The organism is Empedobacter sp. GD03861 (genome assembly GCF_029840885.1).
In the GTDB taxonomy this organism is placed as follows: Bacteria; Bacteroidota; Bacteroidia; order Flavobacteriales; family Weeksellaceae; genus Empedobacter; species Empedobacter falsenii_B.
The window spans coordinates 1-17,106 of record NZ_JAOCDJ010000001.1 but is presented as its reverse complement, the minus strand read 5'-3'; the positions used below and the strand labels follow the sequence as shown (position 1 = coordinate 17,106).

13 protein-coding genes and 1 pseudogene are annotated in these 17,106 nt (G+C 31.5%); 9 read left to right on the top strand and 5 right to left on the bottom strand.

The window, feature by feature from the left end; all coding sequences use genetic code 11:
• The first annotated feature begins 23 nt into the window (after nt 1–23).
• Nucleotides 24–2,741 carry a hypothetical protein gene (locus N5D03_RS00070; protein WP_280050617.1) on the top strand — a complete coding sequence of 906 codons (2,718 nt, stop codon included), beginning with the start codon at nt 24–26 and terminating at the stop codon, nt 2,739–2,741.
• Between the two features lie 39 nt (nt 2,742–2,780).
• Nucleotides 2,781–3,521 (top strand): DUF4184 family protein, encoded by a 741-nt coding sequence (locus tag N5D03_RS00065; protein WP_280050616.1) that lies wholly within the window; start codon nt 2,781–2,783, stop codon nt 3,519–3,521.
• A gap of 41 nt (nt 3,522–3,562) precedes the next feature.
• Here the strand turns inward: N5D03_RS00065 and N5D03_RS00060 are convergent, their stop codons facing one another.
• The 3 genes from N5D03_RS00060 to N5D03_RS00050 are packed head-to-tail and all read right to left on the bottom strand — an operon-like array spanning nt 3,563 to nt 6,555.
• On the bottom strand, nt 3,563–4,630 hold the full coding sequence (locus tag N5D03_RS00060; protein ID WP_280050615.1) for a diphosphomevalonate decarboxylase: 1,068 nt from the start codon (nt 4,628–4,630) through the stop codon (nt 3,563–3,565).
• 14 nt (nt 4,631–4,644) lie between these two features.
• The gene (locus tag N5D03_RS00055; protein WP_280050614.1) at nt 4,645–5,646 is read right to left on the bottom strand and encodes an NAD-dependent epimerase/dehydratase family protein; all 1,002 of its coding nucleotides are present in this window, start codon (nt 5,644–5,646) and stop codon (nt 4,645–4,647) included.
• Between the two features lie 6 nt (nt 5,647–5,652).
• Entirely contained in the window at nt 5,653–6,555 is a 903-nt protein-coding gene (locus tag N5D03_RS00050; protein WP_280050613.1) for a CorA family divalent cation transporter, read from the bottom strand.
• A 129-nt stretch (nt 6,556–6,684) separates the two neighbouring features.
• Between N5D03_RS00050 and tyrS the strand changes: the two genes are divergently transcribed.
• The 4 genes from tyrS (at nt 6,685) to N5D03_RS00030 (ending at nt 9,868) form a co-directional block, all read left to right on the top strand.
• Nucleotides 6,685–7,980: a tyrosine--tRNA ligase gene (gene tyrS / locus N5D03_RS00045; protein ID WP_125350013.1), complete on the top strand. Its 1,296-nt coding sequence runs from the start codon at nt 6,685–6,687 to the stop codon at nt 7,978–7,980.
• Between the two features lie 136 nt (nt 7,981–8,116).
• On the top strand, nt 8,117–8,659 hold the full coding sequence (locus tag N5D03_RS00040) for a glycoside hydrolase family 20 zincin-like fold domain-containing protein (protein ID WP_280050612.1): 543 nt from the start codon (nt 8,117–8,119) through the stop codon (nt 8,657–8,659).
• Nucleotides 8,631–9,140: a family 20 glycosylhydrolase gene (locus N5D03_RS00035; protein WP_280050611.1), complete on the top strand. Its 510-nt coding sequence runs from the start codon at nt 8,631–8,633 to the stop codon at nt 9,138–9,140. Before N5D03_RS00040 ends, N5D03_RS00035 begins: the two co-directional genes overlap by 29 nt.
• The gene (locus N5D03_RS00030; RefSeq protein WP_347880909.1) at nt 9,134–9,868 is read left to right on the top strand and encodes an FN3 associated domain-containing protein; all 735 of its coding nucleotides are present in this window, start codon (nt 9,134–9,136) and stop codon (nt 9,866–9,868) included. Before N5D03_RS00035 ends, N5D03_RS00030 begins: the two co-directional genes overlap by 7 nt.
• Nucleotides 9,869–9,935: 67 nt before the next feature.
• Here N5D03_RS00030 and trpA read toward each other — a convergent pair whose 3' ends face one another.
• A complete protein-coding gene (gene trpA / locus N5D03_RS00025) occupies nt 9,936–10,703 on the bottom strand; it encodes a tryptophan synthase subunit alpha (protein WP_280050610.1) in 768 nt (255 codons plus the stop codon).
• A gap of 2 nt (nt 10,704–10,705) precedes the next feature.
• Nucleotides 10,706–11,911: an endonuclease gene (locus N5D03_RS00020; protein WP_280050609.1), complete on the bottom strand. Its 1,206-nt coding sequence runs from the start codon at nt 11,909–11,911 to the stop codon at nt 10,706–10,708.
• Between the two features lie 91 nt (nt 11,912–12,002).
• Between N5D03_RS00020 and N5D03_RS00015 the strand changes: the two genes are divergently transcribed.
• The 3 genes and pseudogenes from N5D03_RS00015 to N5D03_RS00005 form a co-directional block, all read left to right on the top strand.
• Nucleotides 12,003–14,738 carry a carboxypeptidase regulatory-like domain-containing protein gene (locus N5D03_RS00015; protein WP_280050608.1) on the top strand — a complete coding sequence of 912 codons (2,736 nt, stop codon included), beginning with the start codon at nt 12,003–12,005 and terminating at the stop codon, nt 14,736–14,738.
• 26 nt (nt 14,739–14,764) lie between these two features.
• Complete coding sequence (locus N5D03_RS00010) at nt 14,765–16,153, top strand: DUF5689 domain-containing protein (protein WP_038337143.1); 1,389 nt, start codon at nt 14,765–14,767, stop codon at nt 16,151–16,153.
• Nucleotides 16,154–16,678: 525 nt separating this feature from the next.
• A pseudogene (locus N5D03_RS00005) lies at nt 16,679–17,106 on the top strand (IS982 family transposase); the annotation flags it as partial.

Below are 17,106 nucleotides of genomic sequence, written 5' to 3'. Positions count from 1 at the left end.
GTGCTCAAACAATAAATAACGGATTGAAATTTAGTACAATAAAAGAAGTTAAATTAGAAGATAGCAACAACTTTTCTGTTATTCTTCAATTAGAAAATACAACCAATGATACGATAAATGCTCGTCTGGCACTTAAAATCCCTTCGGCTATAAAATCGTATTCGCAAGATAATCTTCAAATAAAAATCAATCCAAACAAGAAGGCTTTTATTCCTATGCAATTTACGGTGAGTAAATCGCAAATGGCTGGGAAATTAGATTTAGAATTCAATATTATTGATTTTTTAAGTAAAAAAGAAATAGGAAAATCTGTTACTTCAGTTGTTGTTTTGCAAAAGAGAAACATCAAAATTTTTCCTGTCCAGAGTAATATTTTTTACCGTCAAGAAGGAGATTCTATTCATTATGAATTAAAAGTAATGAATATGGGAAATCAAGCCGAAGAAATTTTGTTAACCAATGTACTTCCTGATTTCAGAGGAAGTTATACTTATAATAACAAACGACTTATAGTTGAAGCTTTTCAAGAAAAAATTGTTCGATTTTCTAAATATGTAGACCGAGATATGATTAAAATTGAAAGTTTTCAGGCAAATGTTTCGGGTTATACAACGACCAAAGATTTTGCAGGAAATGTGTTTTTTACGATACAGAATGCAAGTTCCAATCGTGTGTATATAGATCCAACAATGCTAAATCAGAATTGGACCAATTTTTCTTCAAATTATGTTCGATTAACTGCTCGCGATATTAATTCTGCTAATGCGAATTATAACTTAATGGCTCATCAAGAATTTTCGGTTGGGTTGAATGAATTTGCATATAATATTAATGGAACAACTTGGAATAAGAATCAAGACATGGTTTTGACAGATTCTTGGGTGAAATATCAACGCAAAGACAAAGGAATTTTAATCGGATCAATCAATAACAACGATTTTGATATTCCAGTTAACGGACGAGGAGTGATGTTGTTTAATAATTATGATAAGAATGATAACCGAATTGTAGTCGGAACGGTCGAAAAAAATTATAATTTATTAGATGATTTGACGAACGATGTTTTCAAGAATAGCAACACAACTTTTGCGAATGGACGATTTTTAATAAAAGATAAAAACGAATTAGAAACAACAGCTTTGTTTGATAGAACTTATTCTACAACGAACTTTATTTTGACAAATGGTTACAAATGGGTTACACCAAATAAGTGGAATCATTCAGTGAAATTTGGGTATGGTTTATCAAAATTTAAAGAGACAAATGATGTCGAAAACTCGATGTCGATTTCTGCAAATGTTTCTGGAACAATAGGCAAATTTGATTTCTATAGTTCCAATTATTACAGTTCGGGGTATTATCCTGGGACTCGACGTGGAGCTTTGTATCTAAATCAGCGTTTACAACGCACGTTTTCTAAATTTTCGTTGTGGTCTTCGTTAACGGTTACCAATAACAATCCGAAATCTATCGATCCGTATTTGATTAATTATATGCAAGCAAATGAGTCGAAAACGTTGCGTTTTGAGACGGGAATTTCGTTCAAATTAGCAAATCATTTTAATCTTTCGATTTCTCCAAAATTCAATATAGAAAAATCAAATATTCTGAATTATGAGACGTTTACGTACATGCCGATGGATTTTAAATCGACTTATTTAAACGGAACATTTACTTGGTTGTCTAATTCACGTGTGCATCAGTTGGTGTTGAATGCTTTGGGAGGGTTTTCTGAGCTAAACGAATTGAGTAAAGTTGATCCAATTGTTTATGGGCAATTAACGTGGAATGTGAAAAACTTTCAGTTAAACTCAATTTATCAACGAGGAAGTATGATGATTGCAGAAGTATATTCGACGAATAATCTAAATCATCAATTAGAACGTTTTACAACTTCGGCGAGTTTTCGTCAAAGCTTTTTTCAGAAAAAATTGAATACAGCAGTTTCTACTTATTATAATATTGACAAAAATTTTGGAAATACCTTAACTTTTGGAGCTTCTTTAGATTATCAACCAATTGATAATTTTATTGTGAGTACACAAGCGAATTTTAGCCATTACGATTCGAAAACATTGAATAGCAAACAAACTTATTTGCAAGTTGGTGTACAATATAATTTGCCTGCGAAACGTACTGTGACAGATGTAAAAGACGGAACATTAAATTTGTTTGTGTTTTATGATTACAATGCAAATGGTATTTTTGATGAAGGTGATAAAGTGGCTGATAGTCGTAATGTAAAGATAAATGAAACTAACTTTATTACAGATTTAGAAGGAAATATCAAGTATAAAAAAGTGCCTTATGGTAATTATTTAATCAAACTTCCTGGACAAAAATGGTTTGCACAAGATTATGCGGTTAATATTAATTCTAAAACGACTTCTATTTCTATTCCAATGCAACAAACTGGTGTTGTGAGAGGAAAAGTTGAGTATGAATTATCTTCAAATTTGGAGTATCAGGTTTCGGCAAATTTATTCGGTTTTACGTTGATTTTTAATCACGAAAATGGACAGATTTTTACAGTTAAAACAAATGATAGAGGTGAATATACAGCTTTTTTACCTGTCGGAAATTATACGTTTCACCTTTTAGAAAATAGTTTGCCAGAACATGTTTATGCAAAAACATATTTGAATAAAATAACGGTAGAAAAGGAACAAAATACAGAATATGAACCGCTTATCCTGAAAATTAAGGAGCGAAAAGTTAACATCAAACGTTTTGGGAGTTAATGGATATTTTGATTTACTTTGTATCAAAATAAACTCTAAATGCCACTAACTTTTTGTCATCCAGCAATTGTTCTTCCGTTAAAAAAGCTAAAATCGAATTGGTTTTCGATGACGGGATTAATCATTGGTTCGATGTCGCCAGATTTAGAATATTTCTCTCGAATGGAGATTGTAGCGACGCACAGTCATTTGTTCTGGGGTGTTTTGTATTTTGACTTACCAATTGCGTTGATTTATTGTTTCGTTTTTCACTTATTTGTCCGAAATGTTTTAATTCATCATTTACCTTATTTTTTAAAAGAACGATTTGCTCAATTCCTAATTTTTGATTGGATTGATTATTTCAAAAAACATTGGATAATTGTAATTCTCTCAATTATAATAGGTGCATATTCACATCTTTCTTGGGATGCTTTTACTCACGAATGGGGATATTTTGCGAAATTAATTACAACTTTAGAGGAAACTTGGTTTCAAATTCCTTTCAATAATTTCGAAGTAAAAGTGTATAAATTTCTACAACATTTTAGCACATTTTTAGGTGCAGTTTTTATTGCTTTTTGGATTTATAAAATACCAAAACAAACCCTTCCTAAAACTAAACTTGATTACATTTTTTGGTTAAAAGTAGTTCTATTTACAACAATTATTTCCGCAATACGATTTGTATTTTTTCCTATCGAAATTTCTTTAGGAAATCTTATCGTTGTTATAGGAATGAGTGGTTTTTTGAGTTTGGTTATTTTTGGGTTAATGGAGAAACTATTAATAAAAAAATAAAAGGTTATCAAATAATTGACAACCTTTTATTTTAGAAGTGATTAAAAACTCACTTTATCTTTTATATAATTTCCGTTTTGACAGAATTGTTTCAATTCATTTTCGATGAAAATTTCAATAGCTTCCGCATCTTGCGCTGGATATAATAAATGTACATTTGCGCCAGCATCTAATGTGAAATACAAATGATTTCCTGTTTCACGACGGAACTCCCACAATTTTTCTAAAGCAGCAACTGTATTTGGTTTCATCAAAATAAATGCAGGATTCGACATCATCATCATGGCGTGCAATGTCAAAGCTTCATGTTCTACCAATTCTCCAAACGCTTTGATATCGCCAGATTTTAAAATTGGTAATAAAGCTTTTAAGTTTTCATTTGCTTCCACAAAACGACGTTCTGCATACGGATGTCCGTTCATCAAATTGTGACCAACAGTAGAAGAAACTGATTTTTGACCTTCGTGAATCAATAAAATGGTATCGTGAAAAGTTTTAAAAACATCATCAATTTCAGTATCAGGATATTTTGTTCCAAATAAATCTGAGCTTCCTTCGGTAAAGTCATTTTCTCCCCATTCAACCAAACCTTTGTAAACCGAACGACAAGCACTTCCAGAACCTAAACGCGCCAAAAAAGAAGCTTTTTTCAAGGCATCTTCTTCTGATAAATTTGCGCCCAAAATATTCTCAATTTGAACTAAACACAAAGCCATTGCCGACATTCCAGAAGCTGAAGAAGCAATTCCAGAACTATGTGGAAACGAATTATGTGTGTGAACTTCAAATTTGAATTGATTCAAAAATGGAATATATACTGTAATTCTTTCGAAAAAAGTAATGATTTTTGGAGCAAAACTTTCTTTCAATTCGCCTTCTAAATAAACTTCAACTTCGAAAGCATCCGATGTTTTTGGCGAAAATTTTAATTCAGTTTCTGTATAGCTATTGGTTAACGTATAACTAATTGAACTATTGGTTGGAATTTGATTTTTCTTTTTTCCCCAATATTTTACCAACGCAATATTTGATGGACTTTTAGCAGAAACGCTTCCTGATTTTAATTCCGAAGCAGTTGTTGAAAGTGTTGAAATGAATTGTTGTTCCATAAAACAAAAGTAAACTATTTTGTAGAATTCAGCTTTTGAAAGCGTTTATAATGATAATCAATTGCTTCTTTGATTGGAATAAATTCGTATTGAAGCAAATTTTTAACTTTAGAATTGTCGTATTTGGTATAAGTTGTCAACGAATAATAATTCGCTTTTGTCATATATTTTCCACCAAAGATTCGACTAAAAATAGATAGATTTTTAATGATTTTCAAGGTTGAATTCGAAACATTTTTGACTGAACGTTTGCTATTGATCGAAACAAGATCAAATACTTCTCGGTAACTTTTATTTTCAGAAATTACCACAAATTTTTGATTGTAAACTTGTTGATTAATTAACTCTAAAAAAATCTTCACCACATCGCGTACATCAACAAATCCTGTTCCGCCCGAAGGAGCATAATCGCTTTTTGATGAATTTTGTTGAAACAAACTTTCGCTTGCACGTTTAGTATCCAAAGTTCCGATGATTACACCAGGATTTATAATAATAACTTTAATACCTTCTTGTGAAGCACGCCAAACTTCCATTTCTGCTCTAAATTTTGAGATAGAATAAGAAGAATGCGTCAAGCCATTATTCCAACCAGAACGTTCGTCAATCATTTTAGTTGCTGGATTCAAATCATCCATCGAAGCAATAGAACTGATGAAGAAAAATTCTTTCACGCCAGAATCAATCGCTTCATTTACCAAAGTCTCAGTTCCTAAAATATTCGTATTGAAAATTTCTTCTTCTTGACGTTCATCAAATGAAACAAAAGCCGCAGCGTGATAAATTGTTTCGATCCCGTCTAATAAATTTGGAAGTTCAGTAACATCCAACAAATCACCATCAATCCAATGAATAAATTGATAAAATTGCGAAGCATTTTGTTCCGCAAAGAAATTTTTGATGATTGCTGTGTTCGATGTTTTTCGTTTTAAGGCACGAATAGGTTGTTGCTTTTTTGCCAATTCTACCAACAAATGCGCGCCAACCAAACCTGTTCCTCCCGTTACGAAAATCATACTGAATTATAAATATTTTTTTTTCTTGAACCAAAAGTAAATAAAAATTACCACTAATAACATGACAAGTAAACAAATTGGATAGCCTAATTTGTAATTTAACTCGGGCATGAAATCGAAATTCATTCCATAAATTCCAGCGATAAAAGTTAAGGGTAAGAAAAATGCAGAAAAAACGGTAAGCGTTTGCATGATTTCGTTCGATTTCTGTCCATTTAACGAAAGGTAAATTGTTAACAAACTTTGTACATCATCTACAATTTGCGAATGCAAGTGTAACATTTTTACGTTTTCTTCGTACAAATCCTGTGATGAACTTGTCTTTTTGTTATCTGCGCGATATTCTTTCAGTGCTTCAAGCGTATAATCTAATATTTTTTTGCAAGCTGTAGCTTCTCGTTTGATTTTATATAAGGTAGGAAGTTTAATTTTTCTAAAATCATCCGTAAAAATCAAATGCTCGAGTTGATTGACTTCTTCGTCCATTTGATATGCAGGCTCTTCGTAAGTTTTGATGGTTTCGGAAATAATACGATACAAAATTCCTTTGATAATGATTTTAGAAGGATCAGTATTCGCTAAATATTTTTTCTGAATTTTTTCAAAAATATCCGTTTCCTTTTGATGAACAGTCACAATAAAATCTACTCCGATGTAAATACTGATTTTGTGACTAAATTCTCGAACAGTGTTTTTCAACATACGGTGTTCTTTATCAAAAAAGCGAATTAACAAAAACGAAACTTTTGAATCATCTGATTCATATTTAGGTAAATGCCCAGGCTCCAAACTATCTTCAATCGTTAATTTCTGAAAACAATATTTTGTAGCAATTTCATTCAACTCAATTTTTGTAGGATTTTGTAAGTTTATCCATTTAAATTTTTCGTTCTCGAAAAGTGTTTGCATGTATTCCTTTTATTCAAATTTTAAATAAATATATCAAATAAGTTTTATTTTGACAGATCATTTATAATCTACTGAAAAATCATAACTTTGTATCTTGTAAAAATTAGATAAAAAATATATTAAAATACTATGAATCCATTAATTGAAGAATTGACTTGGAGAGGACTGGTTCACAATATTATGCCAGGGACAGAAGAACAACTAAATAAAGAAATGACTTCTGGTTATGTAGGTTTCGATCCTACGGCAGATTCTCTTCACGTGGGAAGTTTGGTTCCTATTTTCTTATTGGTTCATTTGCAACGTCACGGTCATCGTCCAATCGCCTTGGTTGGTGGTGCAACTGGTTTTATCGGTGATCCTACTGGTAAAGCGGCAGAGAGAAGTTTATTAGACGAAGAAACATTGAATAAATATGTTGCTGGAATTAAAGCACAATTGTCTCGTTTCTTAGATTTTGATACGAATAATGGAAATTCAGCTTTATTGGTGAATAACTATGATTGGATGAAAGATTTTTCGTTCATCGATTTTGCTCGTAATGTCGGAAAACACATTACTGTAAATTATATGATGGCAAAAGATTCTGTAAAATCTAGACTATCTTCTGAATCGAATGTCGGAATGTCTTTCACAGAATTTACATATCAATTGATTCAAGGATACGATTATTTGCATTTGTACAAAGAATTAGGTGCAAAATTGCAAATGGGAGGTTCTGATCAATGGGGAAATATCACAACAGGAACAGAATTAATTCGTCGTACAGTACAAGGTGAAGCTTTTGCTTTTACATGTCCATTAACAACTAAAGCGGACGGAACTAAATTTGGAAAATCAGAAGGTGGAGAAAATATATGGTTAGATAAAAACCGTACATCTCCTTATAAATTCTATCAATTTTGGTTAAATCAAGCGGATGCGGATGCTGAACGTTACATCAAAATTTATACATTCTTAGAAAAAGAAGCGATTGATGATTTAATCGAGCGTCATCGTCAAGAGCCACATTTACGCGAATTACAACGTAAATTAGCAACTGAAATTACGATTTTAGTTCATGGTGTTGAAGAATTACGAAAAGCAGAAAAAGCATCTCAAGTTTTATTCGGAAAATCAACTTCAGAAGATTTGAAAGAATTAGATGGAGATACTTTCTTATCAGTTTTCGAAGGTGTGCCTCAAGCAACTATTGCAAAAGCTGATATCGAAGCTGGTTTGGATATTGTAACTGCTTTAGCTGAAAAATCAGGTTTCTTAAAATCAAATTCAGAAGCGCGTCGTGAATTAAAAGCAAACGCAATTTCTGTAAACAAAGAAAAAGTAGCGGAAGAATTTGTATTAACAACAGAAAATTTAATTGCTGATAAATATGTTTTATTACAAAAAGGTAAAAAGAATTATTTCATCTTAATTGTTGAATAATTTTTTAGATAAAACATTTCCAAAATAGAAAGCAAGCTGAATTCAGCTTGCTTTTTTATTTTGAATGTTTTTTGCTCGTTGCGTCGTTGTTATTTGATAAAACAAGTTTATCTTAGTCATTATCAAAAATTAACACATGAAACAACTTCCGTTTTTCTCTCTATTGGCTGCGTTTGTGGTTTCCTCTTTTACTTTTGCTCAAAATAGTTTTATTCCTCAACCTCAACAATTAGAATTGAAGAAAGGAACTTTTGTTTTAGGAAATAAAATCACGATTAATCCAGATCCAAATTTTCCTGAAATAGATTATTTGATGAAACAATTCAAATCAATTACGGGAAAAAATCTAACGAAAACTACTTCTAACAATTTCGATAATACAATTAATATAATTTACTTGGCTGCTCCAGAAAATAGTAATGAAGAATATTATGAGTTGGATATCAATCAAAATGGAATTTCGATTGCTGCGCCTACAAATCGAGGAATTTTTCTTGGAATACAAACACTTTTACAATTAATTGAAGAACATAAAAAGGATCTCAAATTACCTTATCTCAAAATAAAAGATGAACCAAAATTTGCGTATCGTGGAATGCATTTAGATCTTTTTTCGTCATTTTTTTACGTTAGATGTGGTCTAAAATTATTTGAATTATTTGGCGGCTTACAAATATAATAAATTTCATTGGCATTTGACTGATGATCAAGGTTGTATAATCGAGATTAAGAAATATCCAAAGTTAACAGAAGTTGGTGCTTGGCGAAATGGATCGCAGGTTGGTGCGTATTCGGATATGAAATTTGATGATAAAAAATATGGTGGATTTTACACGCAAGAACAGATAAAAGAGGTAGTGGCTTATGCAGCGAAATTGCATATAGATGTTATTCCAGAAATCGAAATGCCAGGTCATGCGCAGGCTGCGTTGGCGGCATATCCTAATTTTGGTTGTACGAATGAGAAGTTGGAAGTGTGGAAAACGTGGGGAGTTTCGGAAGATATTTTTTGTCCAAAAGAAGAAACGTTTCAATTTTTGCAAGATGTCATGGATGAGGTAATTGCGCTTTTTCCATATATAAATGTACATATTAGGGATGATGAGGTGTCAAAGAAACGCTTGAAAGAAAACTCTTTTGCCGTCATTTTGCGATTTTAGATGAAAAAGGAATCAAACATAGTACGGCGATTTATGAGGTTGATGGAAAGGCTTCTGTTGATCAAAATGGGAAGATAAAATATGAGTTGAGTTCGGCGAATGAACCTTCACGAATTCGTTTTACAACAGATGGTTCAGAGCCAATTATTAATTCGAATGTGTATCAAAAACCATTAGAAATTACGAAATCTCAAACGGTAAAATCAGCCTATTTTGAAGATGGCAAAAAAGTAAGTGCAACAACTTCTCAGGATTTTGTAATTACGAAATCAACAGCCAAAAAAATCACATTAGAGTATCAACCTGCTGAGGCATATTCGGTTGGTGGAGCGTCTACTTTGGTGGATGGAATAAAAGGAAGTCTTAAAAATCATGGTAAATCGTGGTTAGGTTTTTCTGGAAAAGATGTGATTGCAACAATAGATTTCGAAACTAAAATGGAGTTTTCTACTATTCAATTTTCTACGCTAGATCGCAAAGGAAGTTGGATTTATCTCCCAAAATCTGTTAAAGTGTTGATTTCAGATAATGGAAAAAATTTTAAAGAAATTAAAACTATTTCATCTCCTGAAATCGAAAAATCAAATGGAATAATGAAGATTGATTTACAAAAACAACAAGCGAAATATCTTAAGATTGTGATTGAAAATTTAGGAATAATTCCAGATGGACAAGCTGGTGCAGGAAATAAGGCTTGGTTGTTTATTGATGAAATTTCGCTTGAATAAAAACAAAATAGTCAAACCAAAAAAGCAAGCTAGAAGAGCTTGCTTTTTTGGTTTGAAAACTATTTTTTTATCTCAATTCTGAAAGATAATCTTTAATTGCTCCAGAAAGATTTCCATTCGAATTTTCTAAAACACGTAAAAAAGCACTTCCGATAATTGCTCCATTTGCGTAATTCCAAGCTTTTTCTACATCAGCCTTTGTCGAAATCCCAAATCCAATTTGATGTGGTTTTGTTAAGCCTAGATTTTTAACATTTGACAAAAAATCTTCATTATAATTAGATTCTGTTGCACCTGTAGTTGCAGAACTAGAAACAATATAAACAAATCCAGAAGTTGCATCATTAATCTCTTTGATGCGTTTTTCTGTTGTTAAAGGTGTAATTAGAAAAGTAACTTTTTGATCGTATTTCTCAAATAATTCTTTGTGTTGTGCCAAGTAAATTTCGTACGGCATATCAGGTAATATCAACCCTGAAACTCCACTTTCTTGACAATTTTGTAAGAATTTTTCTAATCCAAATGTCATCACTTGATTGTAGTAACCCATCAAAACAATTGGTGCAGAAATTTCATTTTGAACCGATTTTAATTGCTCAAACAAAATATCTAATGTCATTCCATTTGCTAACGCTTTTTCACTTGTAGCTTGTATTGTTGGACCATCAGCTAAAGGATCAGAATATGGAATACCGACTTCGATAATGTCAACATTGTTTTGATCTAATTCTTTTAAAATAACAGGGGTATCCGATAAATTCGGATACCCAGCTGTTGTGTATATTGTAATGAGGTTTTTATTTTTTTGACTAAATAATTGCTCTAATTTGTTCATTTTTATTTTGCTTGTTTTAATAAGATTGTATAGACTGGAAAGTGGTCAGAATAACCGTTTGCACGATAAGTATCGCCGCTCCACATACGGTTAGGGAATCCTTTATACGCACCTTCTGTCGCTTTCAAATAATCTTTGTTGTAAATTTCAGTTTTGAAGATTTTATACGTTGAATAATCTTTGTTTTTTGTAACCAATGATGAAGTTGAGATAAATTGATCAAATAGATTCCAAGCATCACGATAAGCTAAAGTACCAACACCTTTTTTGTATAAAGGTAACATAGGATCATAATATCCGTTATCCGAAACTTTAGCAATTTCTCCAGCTGGATCAAATGTGTTTTTAATACTTGGAGAAATAGGATCATCATTAAAATCACCCATTGCAATTACTTTTGCATTTGGATTTTTAGATTTTAACTCATCAAAAATTCCTTTCATCACCTTTGCTGCTTCCATACGAGCTGGCATCGAAACTTTTTCTCCTCCACTACGAGAAGGCCAGTGATTTACTAAAAAAGTGATTTCTTCACCGTCTAATAAACCTGTAACTTGTAGAATATCACGCGTATATTTGCGTTTACCTTCAGCATCATAATTGAAAATTGGATGAGGTCTTGCATCAATTACTTTGAAACGAGATTTTTGATACAATAAACCTGTATCAACTCCACGAGCATCAAACGAATTGAAATGAACAACACCATAATCGTATTTTTTCAAAGCAGAGCTTTTTGCTAAATCTTCTAAAGTTTCTCTTGTCTCAATCTCGCAAATACCAACGATTACTGGAGCAGAACCTGTAACATCTGCGCCTAATTCGCTAATAACTTTTGAAATATTATTGACTTTCTGGAAATACTTTTCTGTATTCCATCTTTTATTTCCGTTTGGTAAAAATTCTTCTTGAAGAATTAATGGACGGATAATTTTCTTTCCTTTTATATTTTCGTACGTATAACTTTGTTTGAATTCTTCTGTTTCGTACTTCGATATGTCAGATTCTGCAATCTGAATGTGATAATTTTTGTCATTAAAAGGTAAAGTTCCATTTACATATCCAACTGATTTTATGGTGTCAAAAAGATTTTCAACATTGTAAAAGGCTACAGTTGCACTTGAATATTTGCTTTGAGCTTTAACATTTAACGTTAAGAATAAATTAAAAATTATTAATAAAGTTAAAGATTTGTTAATTTTAAACATATGTTATAAATTATGAATTTATTAAATTTGTTGTCCTATTTTTTCTGATGAAGGAAATAGAGAGCTAATTTATAAATAAAAATTCGTTTGAATGAACAAATTATTGTTAAGTCTTTCAGTCTTTGCTGCAACTGTCGCTATGGCGCAGGCGCAAACAAAGGTTACTGGGGTAGCAAAAAATGCTGCTACAGGTGAAGAGGTTTATAACCTCACTGTACGTTTGGACGGAGGAGCAGTAAGCGATGCTGCTATCACCGATCGTATAGGTTATTTTCAGTTTGTAGATATTCCGGATGGAACATACAAATTACAAGTTTATGGCGTGGGCTATGACCCATATGAAAAAGAAATCACTGTAGCAGGGCAAAAAGAGCTTGACTTAGGTGATATTAAATTAACATTTAATCCAAATACAGCAGAAGTTGGAATTATTACATTAACAGATGATGAATTATCTGATGATGAAAGTTCGACAGCTTCAAATTCAGGACTTTTACAATCTTCTCGCGATGTTTTTGCTCGCGTTTCTGCGTACGAATTAGGTTCGTATTGGTTTAAACCAAGAGGTTTAGATAACAAATATAATGACGTATTATTTAATGGAGTTCGTATGAACAAAATGGATAATGGTCGTGCAACTTTTAATAACTGGGGAGGTTTGAATGATGTAACTCGTCGTCCAGATGAGTTAACATATGGAATCGAACCTTCTAATTATGCTTTTGGAGATTTAGGAGGTGTCACAAATTTTGATACTCGTCCTTCAACAATGCGTAAGGGAGTAAGTTTGGCTTATTCTAGTACAAATCGTTCATACAGAAACCGTGTAATGGCTACATATAATACGGGATTGATGGATAATGGTTGGGCGTTTATGGTTTCTGGAAGTAGACGTTGGGCAGAAGAAGGTATTATAGAAGGTACTTTTTATGATGCATACGCTTACTACTTAGGAGTTGAGAAAAAGTTTAATGAAAAACATACTTTAAACTTCACAAGTTTTGGTGCGCCAACTCGTCGTTCTACAGGTTCACCTAATACACAAGAAGTTGTGGATATGATGGGGATTTATTACAATTCTTATTGGGGATGGCAAGATGGTGAAAAACGTAATGAGCGTGTAAAGAAAACATTCGAGCCTATTAATATGTTGACGCATCATTGGAATATTAACAATAAATCAAAATTAACAACAACAGTTTCTTATCAATTTGGTAAAGAAAGTAGTTCTCGTTTAGATTGGTTTGCAGGAAATAATCCTTCTCCAGTTTACTATCGTAATTTACCATCTTATTTTGCATATAGTGGAGCAAGTCAAAGTGCTATAAACAATCAAACTGAATTATGGAGAAGTGGCCAAATTTCTCAAATAGATTGGACAAGTTTATATGAAGCTAATATTAACAATGCTGGGAGATCTGTTTATTGGTTGACTGCAGATGTTAACGAAGATAAAACAGCAACTGCTTATACGAATTTTCAGACAGAGTTAGCGCCTAATATAGATTTGACAATTGCAGCTTCTTATCAAAATACGAAATCTCAATTATATCGTGAAATACAAGATTTATTAGGTGGACAATATGTTGAGAATAAAGATAACTTTACTCATGCTAGATTTAACATTTTAGACCCTGACTATCAGCCAACAAAAGGGCAGCGTCAAGGGTATAATTATGAAATTAATCGTGATTATGCAGATTTATTCGCTCAATCTAAAATAAAAGGAAAATTTTTAGATGTAACAATTGGAATGAAAGCTGCTTTGACGAAATTTTATCGTGATGGTAAATGGATGCACGAATCTTATCAGACTACTTCTTATGGAAAAAGTAAAACTTACGATTTCTTAGATTTTGGAGTGAAATCTAATTTCTTAGTAAAATTAGATGGTCGTAATTTTATTCAGGCAAATGTTATGTACCAAACAGAAGCGCCAACTTCTGATGAGATTTTTCCAAATGCTCGTGTAACTAACGTAACGGTAGATGGAGTAGAAAGTGCAAAAATATTCTCAAGTGATTTATCATATATTTTAAGAGCTCCACGTATTAAAGCTCGTGCAACGGCATTTTATACAAGAACAAAAGACGAAATTGAAAAAGCTTTTGGTTATATCGACGGAGCAAATGATCAAGTATTCGTTTCAGAAGTTATGACAGGTGTTGGAAAAGAATATTTGGGAACAGAATTAGCGGTAGAAGCACAAGTATTACCAGTACTTACAGTTTCTGCAGTAGCTTCTATTGGTCAATATGTTTACAAAGACAACCCTAGTTATAATTTATATTCTGATGATTATGTGAAACCTGGAAACATTGGAGTTCCTTACCAAAACTTCGGAACTGCTTATCTTCATAATTATAAAGTAGGAAGCGGACCACAATCTGGTTTCTCTTTAAGTGCAGAGTACCGTGATCCTAAATTCTGGTGGATTGGTGTATCTGGAAATTTATTAGCAAATAATTATATTGATCCAGCCGCATATAGAAGAACTGTAAATTTCTTTACGAATGAATATGGAGAATTATATGATATTAATGATCAAGATTTAAAAGCTGCTTTAAAGCAAGAAAAGTTGAGTAACGAATTCATGTTAAATATTAACATGGGAAAAACATTTCGTATAGGGAAATATTCTGCAGGTATTTCAGGAACTATTAATAACGTGTTGAATAATAAAAACTACGTTACTGGAGGTTTTGAGCAATTAAGAATTGGTAACTACGAGAAAGCGATTGATACAAATTATAGAACTTTATTTGGTCCAAAGATGTTTTATGGAATGGGAACAACTTATTTCGCAAACATTTATTTCAGATTTTAATTTATTAACAACGAATACAATTTAAAATGAATACAATATCAAAATTAACAATAGCAAGTCTTTTGAGCTTAGGCTTATTTATAACTCAATCTTGTGTACAAGATGATGATTATGCAACTCCGCCAATCGATTGTGCTGATAAATTAACAGCAAATATTACAATAGCTGATTTAACAACTAAAGTAACTTCTGGGCAGATAAAACTTGATTCAAATGGAGCAATAGCAGAGGATCTTGTAATGGACGCTTATGTAATTTCAAGTGACGAAACAGGAAATTTTTATAAAACAATTTCATTACAAGATAAAGTAGAAAACCCAACATCAGGTATCCAGATTGAAATTGATGGATCTAATCTATACACAAGCTATCCTTTAGGTGCTAGAATTCAAATTAGATTGAAAGGTTTAGTTGTAGCGAAAGATAGAGGAATTATGAAAATAGGATCTGTTGACCCACAATATGCAGTTGGTCGTATACCTTCTATAAATATGAAGAAATATATGATCAAAACATGTGACCCTGTAAAAACAATTACTCCAAAAGTATTTAATAGTTTGTCGGAAGCTTTAAATGCTGGGAATTTGAATACATTGGTAACAATAAAAAATATTCAGTTTCAATCTCCAGATACAGATAAAACTTATGGAGTGGAAGCTACAACTGTTAATCGTGTATTAGTAGATAAAACAGGTAAAACAGTTGACTTACGTAATTCTGGATATGCTAAATGGTACAATGAAGAATTACCTAAAGGTAGTGGAGAGATTACTGTAGTTGTTAGTATTTACAATTCAACTTACCAAGTTTATATCCGCGATACAAAAGATGTAAAATTCGATCAGCCTCGTTTTGATGTAGGTGGAGGCCAAAATCCAGGTGGAGGAAATAATACAGAAGCAACTAATTTATTGTTCAAAGGTTCTGATTTCAATGTTTGGGCTGACTTTTTATCTTCAATTAACTCTTTTGGCTTAGTGAAAGATACCTATGCAACTAGCGGAGTTGGTGTTGGTAGAGATAACACAAATGCATTACTTTTAAAAGGAACACCAAAAGCTAATGATTACGTATTTACAACTATTGTAAATAATACAATTCCTGCAACTCCAAAGAAAATTACATTTTATGTAAAAGGAACATCTGGGAAATCATTGTCACTAAATGTGTATAAATCTGATAAAAAATACGTAGTATATAATGTAGGAGATTTATCGAATGCAAATGTATCTTTATCACCAATTGATGCAAATCAATATACAGGTAAAATTGATACTAAAGGCGAATGGGTTCTTGTTACTCTAAATATTGAAGGAGTAGATATTCAAAAAACTGCTGGTGAAAATATTTTTGCACTAAAAGTAGGAAAAGATGAAGCTTATGATTTAGTTATCGATAATATCAAAATTGACTAATTAATCAGTTTAAATATTATAATAATTAAGGCAACCAATAGGTTGCCTTTTTTTGTTTTTATTAGGTTAACAAACTCCTAAATATTCTTCATTTTTTAACGTGATTTCACATTCTGAAATGTATAAAATTCAAATAAAAATTATCCTTTATATAACATTGATTTTATGTTATTGAAAAAATATTAACATAAAATCAATTTTAATTTTATTAAAAAAAGTTAAAAAAAGATTTATTAGTTATTTAATAAGTAATTAAAAATGGATAATTGATAAAAAAAAGTAAATTATGTCTTATTTAGATAAAATGTTAATTATATATCATTTTTCTTTTTTCTCTAAAAAATAATGTTCAGATTTGTTCCCCTATTTTATAAAAATAAGACTATGAGGAGAATTGGATATCCTAACAAAACTTCCGTAGTAAGAAAAGATATAAGACACCCGTTGTGCATTTTGATTAATAAATAATATAGTTGTTCATTTGATTGAAAATCAGTAAATTGCTTTAACCACAAAACATTTACAATGAACAACTTAGTTGCTAATTATGAAAGAATATTGGAAGTTCTACGAAAAATATCCACAGATACACTTTTAATTTATCAACGTAGAAAACCTAAATTTTTTGATTTAGAACTCATAAGTCTTGTTTTAACAGCTGAATTTATGGGTATTGATAGTGAAAATCATTTATTTCGAAATCTTCCTAAAGCGCTAAGTTGTAAAATTCAGCGAAGTATTTACAATCGTAGAAAACGAAGATTATCAGAGTAAATTAATAGTATTCGACTTAAATTAGCGAAAGAATTTAATGAATTTGAAAATTGTTTTATCGTTGATAGTATGCCCTTGGAGGTGTGTAAAATAGCAAGAATTAATCGCTCGAAAATTTGCAAAGAACATCAGTATAGTGCACCAAATAGAGGTTATTGTGCTTCACAGAAAATGCATTA